This is a genomic window from Mycobacterium tuberculosis complex sp. N0072, from assembly GCF_030323725.1.
Taxonomy (GTDB): Bacteria; Actinomycetota; Actinomycetes; order Mycobacteriales; family Mycobacteriaceae; genus Mycobacterium; species Mycobacterium tuberculosis.
On the sequence record NZ_CP040689.1, the window covers coordinates 1,180,400 to 1,204,060 of the forward strand.

The following is a 23,661-nucleotide window of genomic DNA, read 5'->3' on the forward strand; positions in this document are numbered from 1 at the left end:
GTGCGAATCCATCCGTTCACCGATGGAAATGGGCGCACCACAAGGCTTCTCGCTGATTTGGTGTACGCGACGGTTCAGAATCCCACCGAGCTGCAGTATGACTGGGAGCTCGATAAACTGCGCTTACGTCGAACTACTTCGCGGCTACGACCGAGACCGGGACATTGCGGCGCTCGCCGCCTTCATCGGTGTGCGGCCCATCGAGACATAGGCAGGCTGTCTTGTTGAAGCCGGCGACCGGGCGACCCAAGCGGAGGAGGTACCGCGGATCACTGCGGTACCGTCGACGCGGTGGCAACCAGGCATCAACGGGCGGGGATTGACGACCGCTGGCATAAGCGGGTCAAAGGGCCGGACGGGAACAGGCGAACCGTGCGGTCTGCTGTCTGCGGCAGGGTTTCGCGCTGGCGCGTCAGGTGGGTTGACGGCGGCGGAGAGGAGCACAGCAAGAGCTTCCAGCGCAAACCTGACGCGCAGGTACCTGACCCATGCCGAACTGTTGAGGCTCGCCAGGGCCACGGGCCGGTTCGAAACGCTCACCTTGGTGCTCGGCTACTGCGGCTTACGGCGGTTTACGGTTCGGTGAGGCTGTTGCCCTGCGGCGCAAGCATGTGGGGGATCGCGTGCTGACCGTCCGATCGTCCCCTACGGCGGTGACCGGCAAGGGCATCGTTGAGTCGACGACCAAGACGAAGCGGGATCGTCACGTACCAGTGCCTGAGCCTGTTTGGCGCAGGCTCCATGCCGAGTTGCCCACCGACCCGAACGCCTTGGTGTTCCCCGGCCGTAAGGGCGGATTCCTGCCTCTCGGTGAATACCGCTGGGCATTCGACAACGCCGGCGACCAGGTCGGGATCGAAGGCTGGTACCGCACGGTCTGGGGCACACCACGGCCTCGCTGGCGATCAGCGCAGGCGCTAACGTCAAGGTCGTGCAACGGCTCCTTGGACACGCAGCAGCGGCGATGACGCTCGACCGGCACGGCCATCTGCTCAACGACGATCTAGCGGTGTGGCCGATGCGCTGTGCAAAGTCATCGAGAACACTGCGGTATCACTGCGGTATGCGGAGACGGAACAGAGTCGGGCTCCGGGCATGAGATAGCGCGTCTGAACTGCAACGCCCCCATAGCCCAATTGGCAGAGGCAGCGGACTTAAAATCCGTCAAGTGTCGGTTCGAGTCCGACTGGGGGCACGGGGAAATCGTTGTTGGCAAGTCATGGCGTTGGGCACTGCTGCTGCTCGCCGCTCAAGCCAGCAACCCAACCTGGCGATACGTTGGTTTGAGCGGGGCGACTCCCGTCGGGCCACCTACGCCCCGCCTGTTGCTATGGCCGGACAAGGAGCATCGCGATGAGCGTGGATTACCCCCAAATGGCTGCTACCCGGGGAAGAATAGAACCGGCCCCGCGGCGAGTTCGCGGCTATCTCGGACATGTGCTCGTCTTCGACACCAGTGCGGCGCGCTATGTCTGGGAGGTTCCCTACTACCCGCAGTACTACATCCCGCTGGCGGATGTCCGCATGGAGTTCCTGCGCGACGAGAACCACCCGCAGCGAGTGCAGCTGGGTCCGTCGCGGCTGCACTCCTTGGTAAGCGCCGGTCAGACCCACCGATCGGCGGCGCGGGTATTCGATGTCGACGGCGACAGCCCGGTGGCGGGCACCGTGCGTTTCAACTGGGATCCGCTGCGGTGGTTCGAGGAGGACGAGCCGATCTACGGCCATCCGCGCAATCCCTATCAGCGGGCCGATGCGCTGCGCTCGCACCGACACGTCCGTGTCGAGCTGGACGGCATTGTGCTCGCTGACACCCGATCGCCCGTTCTGCTATTCGAAACCGGGATACCCACAAGGTATTACATCGATCCGGCCGACATCGCTTTCGAGCATCTGGAGCCCACCTCGACGCAGACGTTGTGTCCGTACAAGGGGACGACGTCGGGCTATTGGTCTGTGCGCGTCGGCGACGCCGTGCACCGCGACCTGGCCTGGACGTATCACTATCCACTGCCCGCCGTTGCCCCGATCGCCGGCCTGGTGGCGTTTTACAACGAGAAGGTCGACCTCACCGTCGACGGCGTCGCCCTGCCGCGGCCGCACACTCAGTTCAGCTAGTGCTTGGTTTGTTCGCCGGTTGGCGGCCGCCAGCATGGTCAACCTCATCTAGGGCGTGGGTGTCGGGGCGCAGCAGGCTGCCGGCGATCTCGCGGACACCGTCTTGGCTGTGCCCAATCTAGATTCCGATCGGCCTGAGTCTTCTTCTGCCGGCGCAGCGCATCGGCGCGGGCCACGATTGCATCGACGTGGACGGCCAGCCGGCGCTGGGTCATCGACGGCCAGCGAGCCGCCCTGAGAGCGAGCTCGGCGGCCACGGCGCCAACACCTCACCGTCGACGGTCAGATCGCTGCGACACACGATCGTTTGAAACATCCGGTAGTCGATGTCGCCGGCGGTGAAGACTTGGCCGACCATGGCTAGGCACTCGCGCATACCGCAGCTGGCTGGCCGTTGGCCCCTGGCTGATCCGCAAGGCCGCACCGACCTCAGCGATCACCGCCGCCTGTGACCACTAACCAGTCTCATCGAAAATATATTCGATACAGCCACTTGCCGTCGACATTGACCATGAGGCGTTCACGTCGCAGGGCCGACGAAATATGCTGAGACCTGCCTACTCGTGTGCAATGTGATATTAGCCTCATTTTGATTTGAATTATGAGAATTTCTTATTTCCCAGTTATGGGGAGCGTGTGCTGGTTGTTAGCGAAGTACGCTAAAACTGCAGTTACTGCTCATAGCACTGGTTTGCCACATACCCCGTATCGGGATACGTCATGATCGGTATCCTGAGCGGAACATAAGTCGGTCACGTGACCTAGGTAACAGCGTCTAATTCGTGAAATTTTTGATCAGAATTTGGTCGCTAGACTTATTCCAGCCCAGTATGAATCAGCGCTTTTGGTGCCGAAATGCGGCGAATCCCGGGCAGTCGGCGTCGCACAGCACGGTTGCTGTGCTGTCGCAAGCCTGGAGGCCCGCAGACACAGCAAGCGAGGAGCGGCGCGTATGAGCCGCGCCGGCGACGATGCGGAACGAAGTGATGAGGAGGAGCGGCGCATGAGCGTTATGAACGGCCGGGAGGTCGCTCGAGAGAGCAGAGATGCCCAGGTCTTCGAGTTCGGCACCGCACCGGGCTCCGCCGTGGTCAAGATTCCGGTGCAGGGCGGTCCGATCGGTGGCATCGCCATCAGCCGCGACGGCAGTCTGCTGGTAGTGACCAACAACGGCACCGACACCGTCTCGGTCGTCGGCACCGACACCTGCCGGGTCACCCAGACCGTCACCAGTGTCAACGAACCGTTCGCGATCGCCATGGGCAATGCGGAAGCCAACCGCGCGTACGTCAGCACGGTGTCGTCGGCGTACGACGCGATCGCGGTCATCGACGTGGCCACGAACACCGTTCTCGGCACCCATCCGCTGGCGCTCAGTGTGAGCGACCTGACACTCAGCCCGGACGACAAGTACCTGTACGTCAGCCGAAATGGCACTCGCGGTGCTGACGTTGCGGTGCTGGACACGACGACGGGCGCACTGATCGACGTCGTAGACGTTTCCCAGGCGCCGGGCACCACCACGCAATGCGTGCGGATGAGCCCGGACGGAAGTGTCCTGTACGTCGGCGCCAATGGGCCATCCGGCGGCCTGCTCGTCGTGATCACGACCCGCGCGCAGTCCGACGGGGGACGCATCGGGAGTCGCTCGCGTTCGCGGCAGAAGAGCTCCAAACCCCGGGGTAACCAGGCGGCGGCGGGCTTGCGCGTGGTGGCGACCATCGACATCGGGTCATCGGTCCGCGACGTCGCGCTCAGCCCCGACGGTGCCATCGCCTACGTCGCCAGCTGCGGCTCCGACTTCGGGGCAGTGGTCGACGTCATCGACACTCGCACCCACCAGATCACCAGCTCGCGCGCGATCAGCGAGATCGGCGGGTTGGTCACCCGGGTGAGCGTTAGCGGCGACGCGGATCGCGCCTACTTGGTCAGCGAGGATCGGGTGACCGTGCTGTGCACCCGTACGCACGATGTCATCGGCACGATCAGGACCGGCCAGCCGTCGTGCGTGGTCGAGAGCCCGGACGGAAAGTACCTGTACATCGCCGACTACTCCGGCACCATCACCAGGACAGCGGTTGCCTCGACCATCGTGTCCGGGACCGAGCAGCTGGCGCTACAGCGCCGCGGGTCTATGCAGTGGTTCTCGCCTGAGCTGCAGCAGTACGCGCCGGCGCTCGCCTAGCTCGAACGCGCTTCTCGGGGGAACCCGTTTCTCATGACTTCTCGCGGCGATAGCATTCGCCCGAGGAGGACATGAGGCGCGCCGAGACCCGTAAGGCGGTACATCGATGTACGGCACGATGCAGGACTTTCCGTTGACGATCACCGCGATCATGCGCCACGGCTGCGGTGTCCACGGGCGACGCACGGTCACCACCGCGACGGGTGAGGGCTATCGGCACAGTAGCTATCGCGATGTGGGGCAACGAGCTGGCCAGCTGGCAAATGCGTTGCGCCGCCTCGGTGTTACCGGGGACCAGCGGGTTGCCACGTTCATGTGGAACAACACCGAACACTTGGTGACCTACTTCGCGGTCCCGTCGATGGGCGCGGTGCTGCATACCCTCAACATCCGGCTCTTCCCCGAGCAGATCGCCTATGTCACCAACGAGGCCGAAGACCGCGTCATTCTGGTCGACTTGTCATTGGCCAGACTGCTCGCGCCGGTGCTGCCCAAACTCGACACCGTGCATACCGTGATCGCGGTAGGAGAGGGCGACACGACGCCGCTGCGGGAAGCTGGCAAGACCGTGCTGCGCTTCGCCGAATTAATTGACGCCGAATCCCCCGACTTCGGGTGGCCGCAGATCGATGAGAACTCCGCGGCCGCAATGTGTTACACCAGCGGTACTACCGGCAATCCCAAAGGCGTTGTATACAGCCATCGTTCGAGCTTTCTGCACACGATGGCGGCCTGCACCACAAACGGTATCGGGGTCGGGTCCAGTGACAAGGTGCTGCCGATCGTGCCGATGTTTCATGCCAACGGGTGGGGGCTACCGTATGCGGCCTTGATGGCGGGTGCGGACTTGGTGCTACCCGATCGGCATCTCGACGCCCGCTCGCTGATCCACATGGTGGAGACGCTGAAGCCGACGTTGGCCGGCGCGGTGCCAACCATCTGGAACGACGTCATGCATTACCTAGAGAAGGACCCCGATCACGACATGTCATCGCTGCGTCTGGTCGCCTGCGGCGGATCGGCGGTTCCGGAATCGCTGATGCGCACCTTCGAGGACAAGCACGATGTCCAGATTCGGCAGCTGTGGGGCATGACGGAAACATCGCCGCTGGCCACCATGGCCTGGCCGCCACCTGGCACCCCGGACGACCAGCATTGGGCATTCCGCATCACTCAGGGCCAACCGGTGTGCGGGGTGGAGACCCGGATCGTCGACGACGATGGCCAGGTGCTGCCCAACGACGGCAACGCCGTTGGCGAGGTGGAGGTTCGCGGGCCCTGGATTGCTGGCTCGTATTACGGGGGACGTGACGAGTCCAAGTTCGATTCCGGCTGGTTGCGCACCGGTGACGTCGGCCGCATCGACGAGCAAGGCTTCATCACCCTGACCGACCGCGCCAAAGACGTCATCAAGTCCGGCGGTGAATGGATCTCCTCGGTTGAGTTGGAGAACTGCCTTATCGCGCACCCGGACGTGCTCGAGGCCGCGGTCGTCGGCGTTCCCGACGAGCGCTGGCAGGAACGGCCGCTGGCGGTTGTCGTAGTTCGGGAAGGGGCCACCGTTAGTGCTGGTGATCTGCGAGCATTCCTGGCGGACAAGGTCGTTCGCTGGTGGTTGCCGGAGCGGTGGGCGTTTGTCGACGAGATTCCCCGCACCAGCGTGGGCAAGTACGACAAGAAGGCCATCCGTTCTCGCTACGCCGAAGGTGCCTACCAGATCACCGAGGTGCACACTTGACCCGCGCGAGCAGACGCAAAATCGCCCATTTTCGTGTCGAAATGGGGGCTTTTGCGTCTGCTCGCGGGTAGAAAGGTGACCATGAGCCTGCGGGTCATTCAATGGGCGACGGGATCGGTCGGTGTGGCGGCGATCAAAGGCGTGCTGCAGCATCCCGAACTCGAACTCGTAGGCTGCTGGGTGCATTCGGCGGCCAAGAGCGGCAAAGACGTCGGCGAAATCATCGGTTCACCACCATTGGGCGTGATCGCGACTAACAGCATCGACGACGTTTTGGCGCTGGACGCCGACGCGGTGATCTACGCGCCATTGCTGCCCAGCGTCGACGAAGTCGCCGCGCTGTTGCGTTCGGGCAAGAACGTGGTCACTCCGCTTGGGTGGTTCTATCCGAGTGAAAAGGAGGCCGCCCCACTGGAAGTCGCCGCGCAGGCCGGCAATGCGACGCTGCACGGCGCCGGAATTGGGCCCGGGGCTGTCACCGAGCTGTTCCCGTTGCTCCTGTCGGTGATGTCCACCGGTGTGACTTTTGTTCGCTCCGAAGAGTTTTCGGATCTGCGCAGCTATGGAGCGCCGGACGTGCTGCGCTATGTGATGGGTTTCGGCGGCACACCGGACAGCGCGTTGACCGGACCGATGCAGAAAATTCTGGACGGGGGCTTCCTGCAGTCGGTACGGCTGTGTGTCGACCGGTTGGGCTTTGCCGCCGACCCCCAGATCCGCACTTCGCAGGAGGTGGCGGTTGCGACCGCCCCGATCGACTCGCCGATCGGAGTAATTGAGCCCGGACAGGTGGCCGGACGCCGCTTCCATTGGGAGGCGCTGGTCGAGGACACAGTGGTCGTCCAGATCGCCGTGAACTGGTTGATGGGATCGGAAAATCTGGATCCCCCTTGGTCATTCGGGCCGGCCGGAGAACGCTACGAGATCGAAGTGCGCGGCAGCCCGGACACCTGCGTCACCATCAAGGGTTGGCAACCGCAGACCGTGGCGGCCGGCTTGAAGAGCAACCCCGGGATCGTGGCAACCGCGGCGCACTGCGTCAACGCGATCCCGGCAACCTGCGCCGCCCCGGCGGGGATCCAGAGCTTTTTCGACCTGCCGCTCATCACCGGCCGGGCCGCTCCCGGGCTGGCACGCTAGAGTTGCTGGCGGCGTCCCCGGCCGGGATGTCGAGAATCGGACGGGTAATCCAATGGCAAAGTCTGTCGTCGTCGAGCAATCGCGAGCGATTCCGGTGCAATCCGAGGATGCGTTCGGTGGCACGCTGGCGGCAGCGCTGCCGGTGATTTGTTCGCACTGGTACGGCCTGATCCCACCAATCAAGGAGGTCCGGGATCAAACGGGTGCTTGGGATTCTGTCGGACAGGCCCGTGTCATCACGATGGTCGGCGGCGGGCGCGTGCGCGAGGAGCTGACCAGTGTCGACCCGCCGCGGTCGTTCGGCTACACGCTCACCGACATCAAGGGCCCGTTGGCGCCGCTGGTCGCGTTGGTGGAGGGCAAGTGGAGCTTCGCTCCCGCGGATACCGGAACCACGGTGACCTGGCAATGGACCATCCATCCTAGATCGGCGCTGGCCGCGCCGGTGTTGCCGGTGTTCGCCAGGATGTGGCGGGGCTACGCGCGCGGGGTGCTCGAGAAGCTTTCCGCTTTGTTGGTGGGCTGAGCGGCGCTGCCGGCTTCGTCTACCGTCGGGGTCATGTGCCGACTCTTTGGCTTGCACTCCGGAACCGATGCTGTCACCGCGACGTTTTGGTTGCTGAACGCCTCGGATAGCCTGGCCGAGCAAAGCCGACGAAACCCCGACGGCACCGGCCTTGGTGTATTCGACGAACACCACCAGCCGCGGCTACACAAGCAACCAATAGCGGCCTGGCAAGACGCCGACTTCGCCACCGAAGCCCACGAGCTGACCGGCACGACGTTCGTCGCCCATGTTCGCTACGCGACGACCGGGTCGCTCGACATCCGCAATACCCACCCATTCCTGCAAGACGGGCGGATCTTCGCACACAATGGGGTGGTCGAAGGACTGGATGTCCTCGACGAACGGCTGCGCGAGGTCGGCGCCGATGACCTGGTGTTGGGCCAGACCGACTCCGAGCGCGTATTCGCTTTGATCACCGCTTCGATCCGCGCCCGGGACGGCAACGAATCAGCCGGTCTGATTGACGCGCTGAGGTGGCTCGCGGCGAATGTGCCGATCTATGCCGTCAACGTGTTGCTCAGCACCGCGACCGATGTATGGGCACTGCGGTATCCGGAGTCCCACGAGCTGTATATCTTGGACCGCCGCGGCGACGGTGCGCCCGAGTTCCACTTGCGAAGCAAGCGAATCCGCGCACACTCGACGCACTTGCGCGAACGGTCGTCGGTGGTGTTCGCGACTGAACCGATGGATGACAACCCGCGTTGGCGCCTGCTGGACGCGGGGGAGCTGGTCCACGTGGACGCCGCCCTGCGGGTCAACAGGAGTCTGGTGCTACCTGATCCACCCAGACATCCGATTCTCCGGGAAGATCTCAGCGAGCCGGTACTGCATGCGCAACACACGTCGGCGTGAACTCGTGACAACTAGACGCGCGCTGGTATTGGCCGGCGGAGGACTGGCCGGAATCGCCTGGGAAACAGGTGTTTTGCGCGGCATCGCGGACGAATCGCCGGCGGCGGCCCGGCTGCTACTGGATTCGGATGTGTTGGTCGGGACATCGGCCGGTGCAACGGTCGCCGCGCAGATCAGCAGTGGCTGCCCGCTCGACACGCTGTACGAACGGCAGCTCGCCGAGACGTCGGCCGAGATCGATCCCGGTGTCGACATCGATGCCATCACTGATCTTTTCCTGACTGCCGTGACCGAGCCGCACATTTCGACGCGCCGGCGGCTACAACGGATCGGTGCCGTGGCGTTGGCGGTCGACACCGTTCCGGAGTCCGTCCGCCGTCAGGTGATCGCCCAGCGCTTGCCGTCGCACGACTGGCCGGACCGGGTGTTGCGGGTCACCGCGATCGACATCGCCACCGGCGAATTGGTTGTTTTCCATCGCGAGTCGAATGTGGCGCTGGTCGACGCGGTGGCGGCCAGTTGCTCGGTGCCGGGGGCGTGGCCTCCGGTGACAATTGCCGGCCGCCGCTACATGGATGGCGGGGTGGCCAGCTCGGTCAACCTTGGTGTCGCCGACGATTGTGATGCCGCCGTGGTTTTGGTGCCCGCCGGCGCCGACGCGCCGTCGCCCTTTGGCGGCGGGGCGGCCGCGGAGATCGCGGCAGCCACCGGCATGGTGTTTGCCGTGTTCGCCGACGACGACTCGTTGGCGGCTTTCGGGCCCAACCCGCTGGATCCGCTCTGCCGTGTGAACTCGGCGATGGCCGGACGTCAGCAGGGCCGCCGCGAAGCGCAAGCCGTTGCCAGGCTGCTCGGCGTTTGATCAGCCCTCGATGGTCGCAGCGGCAGATTCGTCGTCGTCGATCTCGAATGCTTCCAAGGCTTGGGTGGCCAGCGCGCGGCCGACGGCGATCACCTCCACCGCGCGGTGAAATTCCAGGCTTCGGCACGTTGAACGCGGTACCTCGATCAGCAGGTCGGCCGGATAGCCCGCCAGCGTATGGCGCGCCAGTGCGGATTGGGCGATATCGATCGTCCGATTCATCACCTCGAAACTGCCCATTTTGGGTAGCCCGGGTGTGTCAGCGGCTTCCTCGCGGTCAGCTGGTGGGCCGGCTGGACGCTGCTCGATCTCCGGAGCTTGCGACCAGGAATCCGATTCCGCGGCCGCCGCGCCGAAGCGACTCAGCACCGCCCGCGCCGTAGGCCGGTCGAGCAGCGACCGGGCGGCGCTGACGTCAAACAGCGCGGAAGTGCTGCGCACCATGCGGTTCAACCACTCGGCGGTGACGTTGGGCTCCGCATCGCGAGCGGGGCCGGCCTCACTGCCGTTAAGGCTGACCGCGATGGTCAGGTCGGCGTTGACCCCGGCGATCGGCGCCATCGGCAGTGGATCCAGGATTCCGCCGTCGGCCAGCAGGCGTCCGTCGACTTCGTGTGGGGCGATCACCCCGGGTATGGCGATGGACGCCCGGATCGCCGCGTCGAGGGGGCCGCGCTGAAACCACACCGACTTGCCGGCCAGTAGGTCGGTGGCCACCGCGGTATAGGGGATCGGCAGCTGCTCGATGGCGACCGGGCCGACGATGTCGCGCACCGCGTCGAGAATCTTTTCTGCCCGCAGGATGCCGGCCGCGCTAATAGACGGATCCAGCAGCCGCAAGATGGTGCGCTGCGTCAGGGACTTGGCCCAGTGGGCGAACTCGTCGAGTCGGCCGGCCGCATGCACCCCACCGACCACCGCGCCCATCGACGAGCCGGCGATCCCAACGATGTCATAGCCGCGCTCCCGCAGCGCCTGGATCACTCCGATGTGGGCGTAACCCCGGGCGCCGCCGCTGCCGAGCGCCAGTGCGACGCGCGGCGAAGACGACCCTCGCACCCGGAGGGCAGCTGGTGCGGGCATGCTTTCATTCTGCTCGGCGAGGTGCCCTTATCGGGATCCGGCCACTAGTTTCTTGCACCCCTGATCTCAATTGCCGAGCGTTATCCGCATTCCGCGTTGGCGGCGGCGCGCGCCGCGACGATCACGGCCGCCTGCCGTGCCGGGGTCAGCGCCGCCCAGCGGATGTGCCAGCTGCCGGCAACTCCGGATGGCGATGCTTGGACCACCGCCAGATACGGCTCGATTAACGACTCGCCGGAGCCGGGCTGGGCATCCATCCACAGCCTTGCGGCGTGACAGGCCTGGTAATACTCCTCCTCGGTCGATTCCGCGGGAGCGTCAACCCTGGTGGTCACGCCGGCCGGGGAGACGCCGACGACGCCCGCCGGCAACGTACCGGCAACGCTTGACGAACGTCCGGCTTTGCTGCTGCCGCCGCGAGAGCAGCCGGCAACGGCCGACAACCACGCCAGCGCCAAAACCATTGCGCACAGCAGGGGGGCATAACGGCTCGGGCGCACCGTCCCAATCTATGCAAGACTGACCGCGTGATGGAGCGCTACGGATTTTGTGGGTGTTGTCGGCCCTGACCTGCCGTCCGCCCTGTCCGTTCGACTCTTTGGAGTTCTCCCGTGGTTATGCCTCTTGTCACGCCAACCACCGCGGTTCCATCACCGGGACCCACACGGCTGCGTGTAGCCGATCTCCTGCGCGCCACCGACCAAGCCGCAGACGACGTGCTTGGCGGGCGCTGCGACCACCTGCTACCCGACGGTGGTGTCCCGCAGACGCAGCGCTGGTACACCCGCATCCACGGTGACGAGGAGCTGGATATCTGGCTGATTAGCTGGGTTCCCGGTCAACCGACCGAGCTGCACGACCATGGCGGGTCCCTGGGAGCGTTGACCGTGCTGAGCGGGTCGCTCAACGAATATCGTTGGGACGGCCGTCGGTTGCGACGGCGCCGCCTCGATGCCGGTGATCAGGCAGGGTTCCCGTTGGGTTGGGTGCACGACGTGGTGTGGGCGCCCCGGCCGATTGGGGGGCCTGATGCGGCCGGGATGGCTGTGGCGCCAACCCTGAGCGTGCACGCCTACTCGCCGCCGCTGACGGCGATGTCGTACTACGAGATCACCGAACGCAACACGCTGCGCCGCCAGCGCACCGAATTGACCGACCAGCCCGAAGGGTCGGGATGAGCCGAATCGACCGGGTGCTGGAGGCCGCTCGCCGCCGGTATCGGCGCCTTGCGGCCGACCAGGTGCCCGAGGCGGCGCGGCGCGGCGCGGTGCTCGTCGACATCCGGCCCCAAGCCCAGCGGGCCCGGGAGGGCGAGGTGCCAGGGGCGCTAGTGATCGAGCGCAACGTCTTGGAATGGCGCTGCGATCCCACCAGCGACGCCCGGCTGCCCCAGGCCGTCGACGACGACGTCGAGTGGGTGATCCTGTGCTCGGAGGGCTACACCTCGAGCCTGGCGGCAGCGTCGCTGCTGGACTTGGGGTTGCACCGGGCCACCGATGTCGTCGGTGGCTATCGTGCGCTGGCGGCCGGCGGCGTGCTGGCCGAGCTTGGTGGTGCCGTGGGCGGGTAGTTTGGCTCGCCGCTGCTGGCTGGGTCGTTACTGCCCCGGCGTGCCGGCGTTGCCGAAGATGAGTCCTCGAGTTCCGCCGGCGCCGCCGGCGCCGTCGAGTCCGGCGATCAGGCCGGCGCCACCCTTGCCGCCGTTGCCGCCGTTGCCGCCGTCACCGACCAACTGGGCGTCGCCGCCCTTGCCGCCGTTGCCGCCGTTGCCGCCGTTGCCGTCGACACCGCCGGCGGCGGCGCCCAGACCGCCTTGGCCGCCGCCCCCGCCGTTGCCGCCGGTGCCGCCGCCGCCGAGCAGGCCGGCGCCGCCGCCGTTGCCGCCGTGACCGCCCGCGTGACCGCTGCCGCCGTTACCGCCGGCGGCTTGAAGCCCGGTCGGCGGGTTGGTGCCGCCGCTGCCGCCGCTGCCGGCGGTGCTGCCCGTTCCGCCGGCGCCGCCGGCGCCGCCGCCACCGAACAGCCTGGCGGCCGATCCGCCGTTGCCGCCGTTGCCGGCGTTGCCGGTGTCCCCGCCGTTGCCGCCGATACCGAGATTGATGGCCAGACCGTTGGGGGTGTCGCCGCCCTTTCCGCCGGCGCCGCCGGCTCCGGCGCTGCCGCCGCTACCGCCGGCGCCGCCGTTGCCCGACAGCCAGCCGGCCGACCCGCCGGTGCCGCCGGCCCCGGCGTTGCCGCCGACACCGCCACCGCCACCGTTACCACCTAGTGCGGCGTTGAGCCCGGTGCCGCCGTCGCCCCCGGAGTTGCCGGCGCCGCCGGCCCCGCCGTTGCCGCCGGCCCCGCCGTTGCCATACAGCAGCCCACCGCCACCACCGGCGCCGCCGCCGCCGCCGTCGCCGCCGACACCACCCGTACCACCCTTACCGGCGGTGGCCACGACATGTTCGCCGCCGTGCCCGGCGTTACCTCCGTGACCGAACAGCACGGCGCCTCGTCCGCCGTTGCCGCCGGCGCCGGCGGTGCCGCCGGTGCCGCCGGTGCCGCCGTCTCCACCGAATTGGCCGCCGTTGCCGGCACCGCCGGCGGTGCCGCCGCCGCCGCCGTTGCCGGCGTCACCGCCGTTGCCGGACAGCCAGCCGGCCGACCCGCCGTCGCCACCGCGGCCACCGGCGCCGCCCGCACCACCGGCGCCGCCCGGTTGGCTGGGTGGGCCGGGGGCGCCGGGACTGGCTTGTCCGCCGGCCCCGCCGGCGCCGCCGTCACCGCCGGCGCCGCCGTGGCCGTGGATCCAGCCGCCGGCACCGCCCGCCCCGCCGGCGCCGGCGTCACCGCCCTTGGTGCCGCTGGCCCCGGCGCCGGCACCGTTGCCGCCTTGTCCGCCGTCACCGCCGACGCCGCCGACACCGCCGTTGCCGAACAATCCGGCCGTTCCCCCGGCCCCGCCGGCACCACCCGCGACGCCCGGCGCGCCGATGGCTCCGGCGGGGCCGGCGCCGCCGGCGCCGCCATTGCCGCCGCTGCCGTAGAGCCAGCCGCCGTTGCCGCCCGCGCCGCCGTTGGCGCCGGCTCCGCCGGCCCCTCCGTTGCCGCCGTTGCCGATCAACCCGGCCGACCCGCCGGTACCCCCGGTGAGCCCGGCGGTGGTTTGGGAAAACCCGTTGCCGCCGTTGCCATACAACAACCCACCGGCGCCACCGTTGGGATTGGCCGCGGTCCCATCGGCGCCGTTGCCGATCAGCGGACGCCCCCACAGCGCCTGGGTGGGCGCGTTGATCAAACCCAGCACCTGCTGTTCGACGTTGGTCGCCTCGGCGCTGGCATACGCGCCCGCACTTGACGTCAGGGCCAGCGTGAACTGGTCATGAAACGCTGCCATCTGCCGGGCGATCGCCTGATAGCCCTCGCCATGTCCGCTAAACAGTGCCGCAATGTGGGCCGACACTTCGTCGGCGGCGGCCGGCAACAACCTCGTCGTCGCGGCCGCGGCCGCCCTCGTTGAGGCATTGATCGACGATCCGATGCTGGCCAAATCCCCAGCCGCCGAGCTGAGCATGTCTGGCACCGCAATCATGTAGGACATTTCGCGCATCTCCCTCATCGCCGGGCGACGGATATCGGGACCGGAGTCAACGTGATGGCGCGAGTCTAAGCACGCCCGGAACGGAAATGCAGAGTGTTCGACAAATCTTTCCCCAAGACATTTTTATTGGTCGCACGATGGGCGTCGTCGTCGAGCGGTATGGCAGCACCGATTTGTCTTCCAGGGGAATGTTCGTACCGTTTCATGACGTCGACTGTGTCCAATAGCTTTACATTTCCCGTTTTTATTTGCTGATGATGTCTAACACCTAGACAAACACCGTCTTGTCGTCCATCGATATGGGCTCGGGCTAGCCGCCACGCCGACGGCGCACGCCAAACCGGCCGACCCGCTGCCCGCCCTACGAGCCGAAGGGCTTGGCGTTGGCGTGCAGCAATGGCTGCAGCCGCTCCGTCTTCTGCTGTGTCCAGCCGGGCGGCGAGAGCACCGCGGCCCAGCCGTCGGCCACGGTGGCGACGTAGCGGTGACCATGCCCGTCCGGCACATGCGTAGCCACCGCCATATCGGCCGAAACCTGGACGAACGTCACCACCGGGATCCAGCGTGTCTGGGGAAGGACGTCGTAGCCCCGTTGCTCCCGCAGCCAGTCCGGCTCCCGAAACAGCAGGCGGGGAGTCCACCAGGCGATCGGATCAGAGGCATGCTGCAGATACACCACCCACGGTCTGCCCCACGGCGCATCAGGGCGTTGCAGGTCGCGTGCGCGGGCCACGAAACGCACGTTGCGGCCGTCGTCGTAGATGGGCAGCCACTGCGGTGATCCGGCATCGCGGTTCGCAGTCAAGGAGTTCCAAACGGTGTTGTTGAACGTCGGTCCGCTGAACAACGCGCCGTCGGTGCGGGCGAGGATGTTGTTGAGGTTCATGAACGGCGCTTCACCGCCGAACGATCCCAGGCTCTCGCCGAACACGACCAGCTTCGGGCGCTGCGACTCGGGCAGTTGACGGATCAGCTTGTCGACCGCCTCGAACAGCGCCTCGCCGGCGTGCCGGGCATTCTCCTTGTCCACCAGGAAAGACAGCCAGCTCGGCAAGAACGAATACTGCATGCTCACGATCGCGGTATCGCCGTTGTACATGTACTCCAGCGCGGAGGCTTCCGCCTCGTTGATCCAACCGGTTCCGGTGCTCGTGGCCACTGCCACAACGGCGCGGCGCAAGCCACCGGTGCGCGCTAGCTCGCGCGCCGCCAGCTCCGCGGTGGCCATGATGCCGTCCGCCGAGTTCAACCCCGCATAGGTTCGGATCGGCTCGACGGCCGGGGTGCCGTTGAACGCGGTGAGGTCGGCGATGGTGGGACCGCTGTGGACGAAAATTCGGCCCTGATGGCCCAGCGACTCCCACGACACCAGCGATCCCGGGCCACCCGATCGCAGCGGGGTTTTCGGCGGTGCCGAATCCGGATTCATCTCATTGTTGACCGCAGCGAACGTGCTGTTCATGGAATTCATCGCGAACTTGAGCACCACACCGTTGAGCAGTGTGATGGTCAGCACCACGAGCAGCACCACCACAATGGCCGCCGAAACTCGGAATGGCGCAATGCGATCGACCTGTCCCACCAGAAAACGGAACAGCCATCGGATGAACTGGCCGATTTCGACCAGCGTGAACAGCACGACCAGCGACAATGCGGCGGCCAGCGGGTAGTCGTACCACCGCAGGTGCTCGACACCCATTAGGTCGCGCACATCGTCTTGCCAGACATGAAACTGCACTGCCATACCCACCATGCCGACCGCGCCGACTGCGATCAGCGGCGGCCACGCCCAGCGTGGTGGCGGCGGGCTGGAATTGTGCGAGCGCATGTAGCGGACCAGCCAGACGGCGAAGACTCCCAAGCCGTATCCGAAGGCGCCGCAGATTCCGCTGACCAGTCCCTGAAACAGCGGACCACGCGGCAGCAGCGACGGCGTCATCGAGAACCACACGAAAACGAGGCCCATCGCGGTGCCGGTGAATGTGTAGTGGCGAATCCACCAAGTGCTGCGGATCGGTTGCGGTTCAGGGGTTTGTGGAGTTGCTGCGGTGTCGACCGCCTGCTCAGCGCCGGTAGCTGGTTCGTCGCTGGCGTTGGTGGTCGTCGCTGCAGCCGGTTCCGTCATCGGTGGGTGAACTGGGGAGCGCGTTTCTCGATGAACGCTGCCATACCTTCGGATTGGTCTTCGGTCGCGAAAGCCGAATGGAAAAGCCGGCGTTCGTAGAGCAGCCCCTCGGACAAACTGGATTCGAAAGCCCGGTTGACGGCCTCCTTGGCCATCCGGGCCGCCGAGGCCGACATCTGCGAAATGGTCGTGGCAGTGGCCATGGCTTCGGTCAGCAAGTCGTCGGCCGGCACCACCCGTGAAACCAGACCGCTGCGCTCGGCCTCGGCGGCGTCCATGGTGCGCCCGGTCAGGATGAGGTCCATCGCCTTAGCCTTGCCGATAGCCCGGGTCAGCCGCTGGGAGCCGCCCATGCCTGGCAGCACGCCCAGCTTTATCTCGGGCTGTCCGAACTTCGCGGTGTCGGCGGCGATCAGCACGTCGCACATCATCGCCAGCTCGCAGCCACCGCCGAGCGCGTATCCCGCCACCGCGGCGATCGTCGGGGTGCGCACGGCGGCCAGCTTGCCCCAGGTGGCGAAGAAGTCGGCGGTGAACGCGTCGGCGAACGTCAGGTCGGCCATTTCTTTGATGTCGGCTCCGGCGGCAAACGCTTTGGCCGAACCGGTGATGATGATCGCCCCAATGTCCGGGTCATCGTCCAGTTCGGTTGCAGCGCTGGTGACCTCGTTCATCACCTGGCTGTTGAGCGCGTTCAGTGCCTGGGGACGGTTCAGCGTGATAATGCCAACTCGCTGATCGCGCTCGACCAGGATGGTTTCGTACGTCATGCGCTACCTCTCTAGAAACTCAAGTCATCGTCGACCGGTTCGAAATAGGCTTCGATGTCGGCCGCCGTGATCGCGTCCAGGGTTGCCGGCGACCAGTTCGGGTTGCGATCCTTGTCGATCAACTGCGCGCGGATGCCCTCCACCAGGTCATGCGAGCGCAGCGACGCCGATGACACCCGATAGTCCTGGATCAACACGTCTTCTAGCGTGTCGAGTTTGGCGGCGCGACGCACTGCCTGCAACGTCACCGACAGCGCGATGGGGGAGCGGCTGGCAATCAGGTCGGAAGCATTTACGGCTGGTTCGCCGCCCTGGTTCCGCAGCGCCGCAACGATGTCGGCGACGCTGTCGCCGGCATAGCATTCGTCGATCCAATCACGTTGGGCGGCAAGCGTGCTCGGTGGAGGTTCGACGGCGTGGGCGGCCAATGCGCTCTCCACGCCGCCGGTGACGATCTTCTGCGTGAACGCATCGAGGTCGCCGTGTGGCACGAAGTGGTCGGCGAATCCCAGCGCGATGGCGTCGGCGCCGGAAAACGGCGCTCCAGTCAGGGCGGCGTGCAGACCCAGCGCGCCGGGTGCACGCGACAGCAAATACACCCCGCCGACGTCGGGGATGAACCCGATGCCCACTTCGGGCATCGCGACCTTGGAGGTATCGGTAACCACCCGGGTGTTCGCGTGTGCGCTGACGCCGACGCCGCCGCCCATTACGATGCCGTCCATCAACGCCACGTAGGGCTTGGCGAACCGGCCGATCAGGGCGTTGAGCAGATACTCGTGGCGCCAGAACCGCCGCGCCTCGACCCCGTCCTTGCGGGCACTGTGGTAGACGGCCACCACGTCCCCGCCGGCGCAAAGTCCGCGTTCGCCGGCTCCGGAGAGCACCACCGCGTGCACCGCGTCCTCATGCTCCCAGCTCATGAGCACTGTGGCCAGCAGGTCGACCATGGTTTGGTTCAGTGAGTTGATCGCCTTGGGGCGGTTGAGCGTCACGAATCCGACACCGCCCTCGACGTTTGTCAGGACCTCATGCGATTCGCCGGTCACGGGCCTCGCCTCCCCTGAAGAGTTTGACCAGCAATCTAGATCGTGGCTCGCCCAGCGGTGCCCGCGGGGGCTAAGGTTTATCGTGTACCCGGATGACAACGCTGGCCGGGAACCCGGGCCTACTACTGATCGTTGAGCGGATGTTCGCACAGCTCGTAGCCATAGCCATCAAGAGAGGATCCGACGGTGCGGGAGACAAGCAACCCGGTATTTCGTTCGTTGCCTAAGCAGCGGGGCGGATACGCGCAATTCGGAACTGGCACCGCCCAGCAGGGATTCCCAGCCGATCCCTACCTGGCGCCCTATCGGGAAGCAAAGGCCACCCGCCCGCTGACCATCGACGATGTCGTGACCAAGACGGGCCTGACGCTGGCTATGTTGGCGGGCACCGCCGTCGTCTCCTACTTCCTGGTTGCGTCGAACGTCGCACTGGCCATGCCGCTGACCTTGGTGGGGGCTTTGGGTGGTTTGGCGCTGGTGCTGGTGGCCACCTTCGGCCGCAAGCAGGACAACCCGGCGATCGTGCTCAGCTACGCGGCGCTCGAGGGCCTGTTCCTGGGTGCCATCTCGTTCGTCTTGGCTAACTTCACGGTGGCGTCCGCGAATGCTGGGGTGCTGATCGGGGAGGCCATCTTAGGGACGATGGGTGTGTTCTTCGGCATGCTCGTCGTCTACAAGACAGGGGCCATCCGGGTCACCCCCAAGTTCACCCGAATGGTGGTCGCTGCGCTGTTCGGCGTGCTGGTCTTGATGCTCGGCAACCTCGTGCTGGCGATGTTCAATGTCGGCGGCGGTGAAGGCTTGGGCTTACGCAGCCCCGGACCGCTGGGGATCATCTTCTCGCTGGTGTGCATCGGCATCGCGGCGTTCAGCTTCCTGATCGACTTCGATGCGGCTGATCAGATGATTCGCGCGGGAGCACCGGAGAAGGCGGCATGGGGCGTCGCGTTAGGCCTGACCGTAACGCTGGTCTGGTTGTACATCGAGATCCTGCGCCTGCTCAGTTATCTACAGAATGAGTAGCGCTCGTTGGCCGTTGATTCTGCGTCCACCAGGCTGACCACTCGCACTTTTGCGTGGTAGACGCAGGATCAACGGCTGTGTCGGTGGGTGCTGACACCATGCCCGCATGCGGGAGATGGGGGCGCAGCCGTTCATCGGCAGCGAGGCGTTGGCGGCGGGACTCATCAGCTGGCATGAGCTGGGCAAGTACTACACCGCGATCATGCCCAACGTCTATCTGGACAAGCGGCTGAAGCCCTCCCTGCGGCAACGCGTTATCGCGGCCTGGCTGTGGTCGGGCCGCAAAGGGGTGATCGCCGGCGCTTCGGCATCAGCGCTGCACGGCGCGAAATGGGTCGATGACCACGCATTGGTGGAGTTGATCTGGCGCAACGCCAGGGCGCCGAACGGGGTGCGGACTAAGGATGAGCTACTGCTCGACGGCGAAGTCCAGCGCTTGTGCGGGCTTACTGTGACTACCGTTGAACGTACGGCCTTCGACTTGGGCAGGCGTCCACCCTTAGGTCAGGCGATAACCAGACTGGATGCGCTTGCCAATGCCACCGATTTCAAGATCAACGATGTTAGGGAGCTCGCGAGGAAGCACCCCCATACTCGCGGGCTGCGTCAACTAGACAAGGCGCTGGATCTCGTCGACCCAGGTGCGCAGTCGCCGAAGGAGACGTGGCTGCGGCTCTTGCTGATAAACGCCGGCTTTCCACGGCCGTCCACTCAGATCCCCTTGCTCGGCGTCTACGGGCATCCAAAGTATTTCCTCGACATGGGATGGGAGGACATCATGCTCGCGGTCGAGTACGACGGCGAGCAACACCGTCTCAGCCGAGACCAGTTCGTCAAAGACGTCGAACGCCTGGAATACATCCGGCGCGCCGGCTGGACTCACATCAGGGTGCTGGCAGACCACAAGGGACCCGACGTCGTCCGCCGGGTTCGGCAGGCTTGGGACACGTTGACATCACGACGTTGACTCTGCGCCCACCACGTGTCCTACTCGCACTTTTGCGTGGTGGACGCAGAGTCAACGCACTCGAGCGCCTCGCTCACGCGAGGCGCTCGATCACCATCGCCATGCCCTGGCCGCCACCGACACACATGGTTTCCAGACCGAACGTCTTGTCGTAGGTCTGCAGGTTGTTCAACAGCGTGGTGGTGATGCGCGCGCCCGTCATACCGAACGGGTGACCTAGGGCGATCGCGCCACCTGAGATGTTGAGCTTGTCCTCGTCGATGCCCAGCTCGCGCGCCGAGCCCAGGACCTGCACCGCGAAGGCCTCGTTGATCTCGACCAGGTCGATGTCGGTGATCGCCATCCCGGCTCTTTCCAGCGCCTTCTTGGACGCCTCGATCGGCCCTAAGCCCATGATCTCCGGGGACAGCCCGCTGACCCCGGTGGACACAATGCGCGCCAGCGGTGTCAAGCCTAATTCCTTGGCCTTGGTGTCGCTGGTGATCACCACCGCGGCGGCCCCGTCGTTGAGCGGACAGGCATTCCCCGCGGTCACGGTGCCATTCGGCCGGAAAGCCGGCTTGAGCTCGCTGACCTTTTCGTAGGTGGTACCCGGTCGCGGGCCGTCGTCGGTGCTGACCGTGGTGCCGTCCGGAAGGGTGACCGGCGTGATTTCTCGTTCGAAGAACCCGTTCTTGATCGCCTCTTCGGCCCGGTTCTGGCTGCGCACGCCCCAGCGGTCCTGTTCTTCGCGGCTGATGCCGGTCATGATGGCGACGTTTTCCGCGGTCTGGCCCATCGCAATATAGATGTCCGGCAGCTTCTGATCGGTGCGGGGATCGTGCCATTCGTCGGCGCCGGCGGCTGCCGCGGCCGAACGTTCCTGAGCCCCGTCGAACAGCGGGTTCTTGGTGTCCGGCCAGGAGTCGGAGTTTCCCTTGGCGAACCGGGAGACGGCTTCCACGCCCGCGGAGATGAACGCGTCGCCCTCACCGGCCTTGATCGCGTGGAAGGCCATCCGGGTGGTCTGCAGCGACGACGAACAGTACCGGTTGACCGTGGTGCCCGGCAGGAAGTCATAGCCGAGCGCGACGGCGACGACACGGGCGATGTTGAAACCGGACTCACCGCCTGGCAGGCCACAGCCCATCATGAGGTCGTCGATCTGATGGGGGTTCAGTGCCGGAACCTTGTCGAGCGCGGCGCGCACCATCTGGACGGCCAGGTCGTCGGGCCGCATGCCGACCAGCGATCCTTTCATGGCCCGGCCAATCGGCGAGCGGGCAGTCGAGACGATGACAGCTTCTGGCATGACGGCTCCCGGCATGGACAAGACGTGGTGAAGTTTAGGTCAAATGTAGTCGCTACCCACCGGTCGGCACGGCCCGGGCCGGCCGGGGCCGCCGCAGCCGCGACATCATGCTGTGTCGCGTGTGGCCCGGCTCGAGGGTGGCCGTTCCAGGCCGGGACGGCGTTTCATGAATTGGGATATCGAGCTTTTCGGTCAGCGCATCGCGCAGCGCAAGGAACAACAGATCGGCCGCCAGGGCGTACGCGGGCGCCGACGGGTGGTAGCGGTCGGCGGAGAACATCAGCTCGGGCATTGCCCGGAATTTGGGAGCCAGTAGATGTCCTAGCGGCACCGGCACCCCACCGGCCGCCTTGACGGCTGCCGTTTGGGCGCGGGCCAGCCGCACACCACGGGTGTGCGCTAGCGCGCGCAGCGGCTGCGGGATGGCGGTAATGACGCCGAGGTCGGGGCAAGTGCCGACCACCACTACCGCTCCGCGGGTGCGCAACCTGCGTACGCAGTCGGCCAGCCGTTGCGCAGAGGGGCCAATGCCGTTGAGTGCCGTTATGTCGTTGGCGCCAATCATGATTACCGCCGCATCCGGCGGCGGACCGACCACGAACATCGCATCGACTTGACCGCAGACGCCTTTCGAGGTGGCGCCGACGATGGCTTTGGTGCTCAGCCGGATCCGCTTGCCGGTCTGCTCGGCGAGTCCGCGGGCGATCAACACGCCCGGTACTTCCTCAGCGCTAGCGCAGCCGTATCCCGTCGCCGTCGAGTCACCAAAGATCATCAGGTGCACGTCGAAGGGCACTTCGCGTCGCCACCGTTGCACGGGCCCACCGCCGCGGGTGTATACGCCGTCGGCGCGGGGCGGTGCGTCGAAGGATTTGGGAATTACCGTGCGCGCGTGGGTCGCCTGACCGACCAGCAGGTTGCGTGCGCCCAGATAGGCCGTGCCCGTCGAGGCGAGTGCACCCGCGGTGGCCAAAGCGATCGTGGAACGCCGTGGCACGCGCATGCTCACGGGATCAGTTTAGGACGGTTGTGCCGATTTCGTGGGTAGCTGACGAACAAACCCGTCACGGTGTGGACCAAATGTGGTATCGAATCAGACTCTTTGGCTGTGGCACCTAAAAAAGACTGTCAAGCTAAGTTCGCGGGGTTGGCTGAGCCAGAGGCTCAGCCGCTTCGTCACATGCTGTATCGGACTACAACGGCGTAGGAAGTGTTGGGCATGACTGCACCCAGTAAGGTATCCGGCTCACCCAGAGTTGTCATTTCGCCGCGCGACGTGTTGAAGGCACGTAGACTCGAGGCACGCAAGTTTGCGATCAGCGACGGCGCCCCGGTGGAGGTCGTCGAGTCTGGTCCAAGTCTTGTTGCGCGATTAGCTGCGCTGGCGTCACGAGTGGCGGTCCGGCCGGTGCTAGCGGTCGGTAGCTATCTTCCGCATGCGCCCTGGCCGTGGGGTGTCATCGACCAGGCTGCCCGGGTTCTGCTCCCAGCGTCAACGACCGTAAGGGCCGCGGTGAGCCTGCCTAATGCGTCCGCCCAACTGGTTCGGGCGTCGGGTGTGTTGCCGGCGGACGGCACTCGACGCGCCGTCCTGTACCTGCACGGCGGCGCGTTTCTGACGTGTGGAGCAAACTCGCATGGACGACTCGTCGAGTTGCTCTCTAAGTTCGCTGACTCGCCTGTTCTGGTGGTCGACTATCGGTTGATTCCCAAGCACTCGATCGGGATGGCGCTCGACGACTGTCACGACGGCTACCGGTGGCTGAGGCTGTTGGGCTATGAGCCGGAGCAGATCGTGCTAGCGGGCGATTCCGCGGGCGGGTATCTTGCGCTCGCTCTCGCGCAGCGGCTACAGGAAGTGGGGGAGGAGCCGGCGGCTCTAGTCGCGATCTCGCCACTGCTGCAGCTAGCAAAGGAACACAAGCAGGCGCATCCCAACATCAAAACCGATGCGATGTTCCCGGCAAGGGCGTTCGATGCGCTTGACGCATTGGTTGCTAGCGCAGCAGCGAGGAACCAGGTAGACGGCGAACCCGAAGAGCTCTATGAGCCCTTGGAGCACATCACACCGGGGCTGCCGCGGACACTGATTCACGTGTCGGGCTCCGAGGTATTGCTGCACGACGCTCAGTTGGCGGCGGCCAAACTGGCGGCGGCCGGGGTGCCGGCCGAGGTCCGGGTATGGCCGGGCCAGGTCCACGACTTTCAGGTTGCGGCGTCGATGCTGCCCGAGGCGATCCGCTCGTTGCGTCAGATCGGGGAGTACATCCGCGAGGCCACCGGGTAGCGGGATGCCGACGGAGC

24 protein-coding genes and 1 tRNA gene are annotated in these 23,661 nt (G+C 65.8%); 16 read left to right on the forward strand and 9 right to left on the reverse strand.

Annotation, left to right across the window (positions count from 1 at the left end):
* The 5 genes from FF952_RS05620 to FF952_RS05640 all read left to right on the forward strand — a co-directional run bounded on the left by FF952_RS05620 (position 1) and on the right by FF952_RS05640 (position 2,118).
* Positions 1-228, forward strand: a complete 228-nt coding sequence (locus FF952_RS05620; RefSeq protein WP_234827446.1) for a Fic family protein — start codon at positions 1-3, stop codon at positions 226-228.
* Between the two features lie 425 nt (positions 229-653).
* Positions 654-968, forward strand: a complete 315-nt coding sequence (locus FF952_RS05625; RefSeq protein ID WP_003907556.1) for an integrase — start codon at positions 654-656, stop codon at positions 966-968.
* Positions 899-1,099: a site-specific integrase gene (locus FF952_RS05630; protein WP_223695525.1), complete on the forward strand. Its 201-nt coding sequence runs from the start codon at positions 899-901 to the stop codon at positions 1,097-1,099. Before FF952_RS05625 ends, FF952_RS05630 begins: the two co-directional genes overlap by 70 nt.
* Before the next feature lie 22 nt (positions 1,100-1,121).
* Positions 1,122-1,195 (forward strand) — tRNA-Leu (locus FF952_RS05635).
* A gap of 158 nt (positions 1,196-1,353) precedes the next feature.
* Positions 1,354-2,118, forward strand: coding sequence for a DUF427 domain-containing protein (locus tag FF952_RS05640; protein ID WP_003900263.1), 765 nt, complete (start codon positions 1,354-1,356; stop codon positions 2,116-2,118).
* Positions 2,119-2,329: 211 nt separating this feature from the next.
* On the opposite strand, the gene FF952_RS05645 is transcribed toward FF952_RS05640, so the two are convergent.
* Positions 2,330-2,494 carry a DUF222 domain-containing protein gene (locus FF952_RS05645; protein ID WP_003898712.1) on the reverse strand — a complete coding sequence of 55 codons (165 nt, stop codon included), beginning with the start codon at positions 2,492-2,494 and terminating at the stop codon, positions 2,330-2,332.
* 627 nt (positions 2,495-3,121) lie between these two features.
* Between FF952_RS05645 and FF952_RS05650 the strand changes: the two genes are divergently transcribed.
* From FF952_RS05650 to FF952_RS05675, 6 genes are all read left to right on the forward strand, one after another.
* Positions 3,122-4,303: a YncE family protein gene (locus FF952_RS05650; protein ID WP_003405622.1), complete on the forward strand. Its 1,182-nt coding sequence runs from the start codon at positions 3,122-3,124 to the stop codon at positions 4,301-4,303.
* Between the two features lie 106 nt (positions 4,304-4,409).
* On the forward strand, positions 4,410-6,041 hold the full coding sequence (locus FF952_RS05655; RefSeq protein WP_003405625.1) for a long-chain fatty acid--CoA ligase: 1,632 nt from the start codon (positions 4,410-4,412) through the stop codon (positions 6,039-6,041).
* Between the two features lie 75 nt (positions 6,042-6,116).
* On the forward strand, positions 6,117-7,181 hold the full coding sequence (locus tag FF952_RS05660; RefSeq protein ID WP_003405629.1) for an NAD(P)H-dependent amine dehydrogenase family protein: 1,065 nt from the start codon (positions 6,117-6,119) through the stop codon (positions 7,179-7,181).
* Positions 7,182-7,233: 52 nt separating this feature from the next.
* Positions 7,234-7,707 carry an SRPBCC family protein gene (locus FF952_RS05665; protein WP_003405633.1) on the forward strand — a complete coding sequence of 158 codons (474 nt, stop codon included), beginning with the start codon at positions 7,234-7,236 and terminating at the stop codon, positions 7,705-7,707.
* Between the two features lie 33 nt (positions 7,708-7,740).
* Entirely contained in the window at positions 7,741-8,604 is an 864-nt protein-coding gene (locus tag FF952_RS05670) for a class II glutamine amidotransferase (protein WP_003903297.1), read from the forward strand.
* Positions 8,605-8,608: 4 nt separating this feature from the next.
* Complete coding sequence (locus FF952_RS05675; protein WP_003405640.1) at positions 8,609-9,466, forward strand: patatin-like phospholipase family protein; 858 nt, start codon at positions 8,609-8,611, stop codon at positions 9,464-9,466.
* Here FF952_RS05675 and FF952_RS05680 read toward each other — a convergent pair whose 3' ends face one another.
* Positions 9,467-10,549, reverse strand: coding sequence for a patatin family protein (locus tag FF952_RS05680; protein WP_003405642.1), 1,083 nt, complete (start codon positions 10,547-10,549; stop codon positions 9,467-9,469).
* Between the two features lie 80 nt (positions 10,550-10,629).
* Positions 10,630-11,049, reverse strand: a complete 420-nt coding sequence (locus FF952_RS05685) for a lipoprotein LpqV (protein WP_003405645.1) — start codon at positions 11,047-11,049, stop codon at positions 10,630-10,632.
* Positions 11,050-11,160: 111 nt separating this feature from the next.
* On the opposite strand from FF952_RS05685, the gene FF952_RS05690 reads away from it, so the two are divergent.
* Both FF952_RS05690 and FF952_RS05695 read left to right on the forward strand, forming a co-directional pair.
* A complete protein-coding gene (locus tag FF952_RS05690; RefSeq protein ID WP_003405649.1) occupies positions 11,161-11,727 on the forward strand; it encodes a cysteine dioxygenase in 567 nt (188 codons plus the stop codon).
* Positions 11,724-12,119, forward strand: coding sequence for a rhodanese-like domain-containing protein (locus FF952_RS05695; RefSeq protein ID WP_003405651.1), 396 nt, complete (start codon positions 11,724-11,726; stop codon positions 12,117-12,119). Before FF952_RS05690 ends, FF952_RS05695 begins: the two co-directional genes overlap by 4 nt.
* A 27-nt stretch (positions 12,120-12,146) precedes the next feature.
* Here the strand turns inward: FF952_RS05695 and FF952_RS05700 are convergent, their stop codons facing one another.
* From FF952_RS05700 to FF952_RS05715, 4 genes are all read right to left on the reverse strand, one after another.
* Positions 12,147-14,132: a PE family protein gene (locus FF952_RS05700; RefSeq protein ID WP_031656320.1), complete on the reverse strand. Its 1,986-nt coding sequence runs from the start codon at positions 14,130-14,132 to the stop codon at positions 12,147-12,149.
* A gap of 361 nt (positions 14,133-14,493) precedes the next feature.
* Positions 14,494-16,257, reverse strand: a complete 1,764-nt coding sequence (locus FF952_RS05705; RefSeq protein WP_003903300.1) for an alpha/beta hydrolase — start codon at positions 16,255-16,257, stop codon at positions 14,494-14,496.
* Positions 16,254-17,027, reverse strand: a complete 774-nt coding sequence (locus FF952_RS05710; RefSeq protein ID WP_003904543.1) for an enoyl-CoA hydratase — start codon at positions 17,025-17,027, stop codon at positions 16,254-16,256. Before FF952_RS05710 ends, FF952_RS05705 begins: the two co-directional genes overlap by 4 nt.
* 11 nt (positions 17,028-17,038) lie before the next feature.
* Complete coding sequence (locus FF952_RS05715; protein ID WP_003904544.1) at positions 17,039-18,076, reverse strand: enoyl-CoA hydratase/isomerase family protein; 1,038 nt, start codon at positions 18,074-18,076, stop codon at positions 17,039-17,041.
* A gap of 186 nt (positions 18,077-18,262) precedes the next feature.
* Between FF952_RS05715 and FF952_RS05720 the strand changes: the two genes are divergently transcribed.
* Together FF952_RS05720 and FF952_RS05725 are read left to right on the forward strand one after the other, a co-directional pair.
* Positions 18,263-19,099: a Bax inhibitor-1/YccA family protein gene (locus tag FF952_RS05720; RefSeq protein ID WP_003405719.1), complete on the forward strand. Its 837-nt coding sequence runs from the start codon at positions 18,263-18,265 to the stop codon at positions 19,097-19,099.
* A gap of 115 nt (positions 19,100-19,214) precedes the next feature.
* Positions 19,215-20,066 (forward strand): hypothetical protein, encoded by an 852-nt coding sequence (locus FF952_RS05725; protein ID WP_003405722.1) that lies wholly within the window; start codon positions 19,215-19,217, stop codon positions 20,064-20,066.
* Positions 20,067-20,139: 73 nt separating this feature from the next.
* Here the strand turns inward: FF952_RS05725 and FF952_RS05730 are convergent, their stop codons facing one another.
* Together FF952_RS05730 and FF952_RS05735 are read right to left on the reverse strand one after the other, a co-directional pair.
* The gene (locus FF952_RS05730) at positions 20,140-21,357 is read right to left on the reverse strand and encodes an acetyl-CoA C-acetyltransferase (protein WP_003903303.1); all 1,218 of its coding nucleotides are present in this window, start codon (positions 21,355-21,357) and stop codon (positions 20,140-20,142) included.
* Between the two features lie 52 nt (positions 21,358-21,409).
* Positions 21,410-22,354 carry an SGNH/GDSL hydrolase family protein gene (locus tag FF952_RS05735; protein WP_003405726.1) on the reverse strand — a complete coding sequence of 315 codons (945 nt, stop codon included), beginning with the start codon at positions 22,352-22,354 and terminating at the stop codon, positions 21,410-21,412.
* 222 nt (positions 22,355-22,576) lie between these two features.
* Between FF952_RS05735 and lipU the strand changes: the two genes are divergently transcribed.
* Positions 22,577-23,644: a lipase LipU gene (gene lipU, locus FF952_RS05740; protein WP_003405728.1), complete on the forward strand. Its 1,068-nt coding sequence runs from the start codon at positions 22,577-22,579 to the stop codon at positions 23,642-23,644.
* Positions 23,645-23,661 lie beyond the last annotated feature (17 nt).

Excerpts from the sequence above, each read along its gene's own strand:
- FF952_RS05695 (WP_003405651.1), top strand. The coding sequence starts at position 11,724 with ATGAGCCGAATCGACCGGGTGCTGGAGGCCGCTCGCCGCCGGTATCGG.
- lipU (WP_003405728.1), top strand. The coding sequence starts at position 22,577 with ATGACTGCACCCAGTAAGGTATCCGGCTCACCCAGAGTTGTCATTTCG.
- FF952_RS05655 (WP_003405625.1), top strand. The coding sequence starts at position 4,410 with ATGTACGGCACGATGCAGGACTTTCCGTTGACGATCACCGCGATCATG.
- FF952_RS05710 (WP_003904543.1), bottom strand. The coding sequence starts at position 17,027 with ATGACGTACGAAACCATCCTGGTCGAGCGCGATCAGCGAGTTGGCATT.
- FF952_RS05680 (WP_003405642.1), bottom strand. The coding sequence starts at position 10,549 with ATGCCCGCACCAGCTGCCCTCCGGGTGCGAGGGTCGTCTTCGCCGCGC.
- FF952_RS05650 (WP_003405622.1), top strand. The coding sequence starts at position 3,122 with ATGAGCGTTATGAACGGCCGGGAGGTCGCTCGAGAGAGCAGAGATGCC.
- FF952_RS05725 (WP_003405722.1), top strand. The coding sequence starts at position 19,215 with ATGGGGGCGCAGCCGTTCATCGGCAGCGAGGCGTTGGCGGCGGGACTC.
- FF952_RS05645 (WP_003898712.1), bottom strand. The coding sequence starts at position 2,494 with ATGCGCGAGTGCCTAGCCATGGTCGGCCAAGTCTTCACCGCCGGCGAC.
- FF952_RS05670 (WP_003903297.1), top strand. The coding sequence starts at position 7,741 with ATGTGCCGACTCTTTGGCTTGCACTCCGGAACCGATGCTGTCACCGCG.
- FF952_RS05730 (WP_003903303.1), bottom strand. The coding sequence starts at position 21,357 with ATGCCAGAAGCTGTCATCGTCTCGACTGCCCGCTCGCCGATTGGCCGG.
- FF952_RS05700 (WP_031656320.1), bottom strand. The coding sequence starts at position 14,132 with ATGTCCTACATGATTGCGGTGCCAGACATGCTCAGCTCGGCGGCTGGG.
- FF952_RS05665 (WP_003405633.1), top strand. The coding sequence starts at position 7,234 with ATGGCAAAGTCTGTCGTCGTCGAGCAATCGCGAGCGATTCCGGTGCAA.
- FF952_RS05640 (WP_003900263.1), top strand. The coding sequence starts at position 1,354 with ATGAGCGTGGATTACCCCCAAATGGCTGCTACCCGGGGAAGAATAGAA.
- FF952_RS05705 (WP_003903300.1), bottom strand. The coding sequence starts at position 16,257 with ATGACGGAACCGGCTGCAGCGACGACCACCAACGCCAGCGACGAACCA.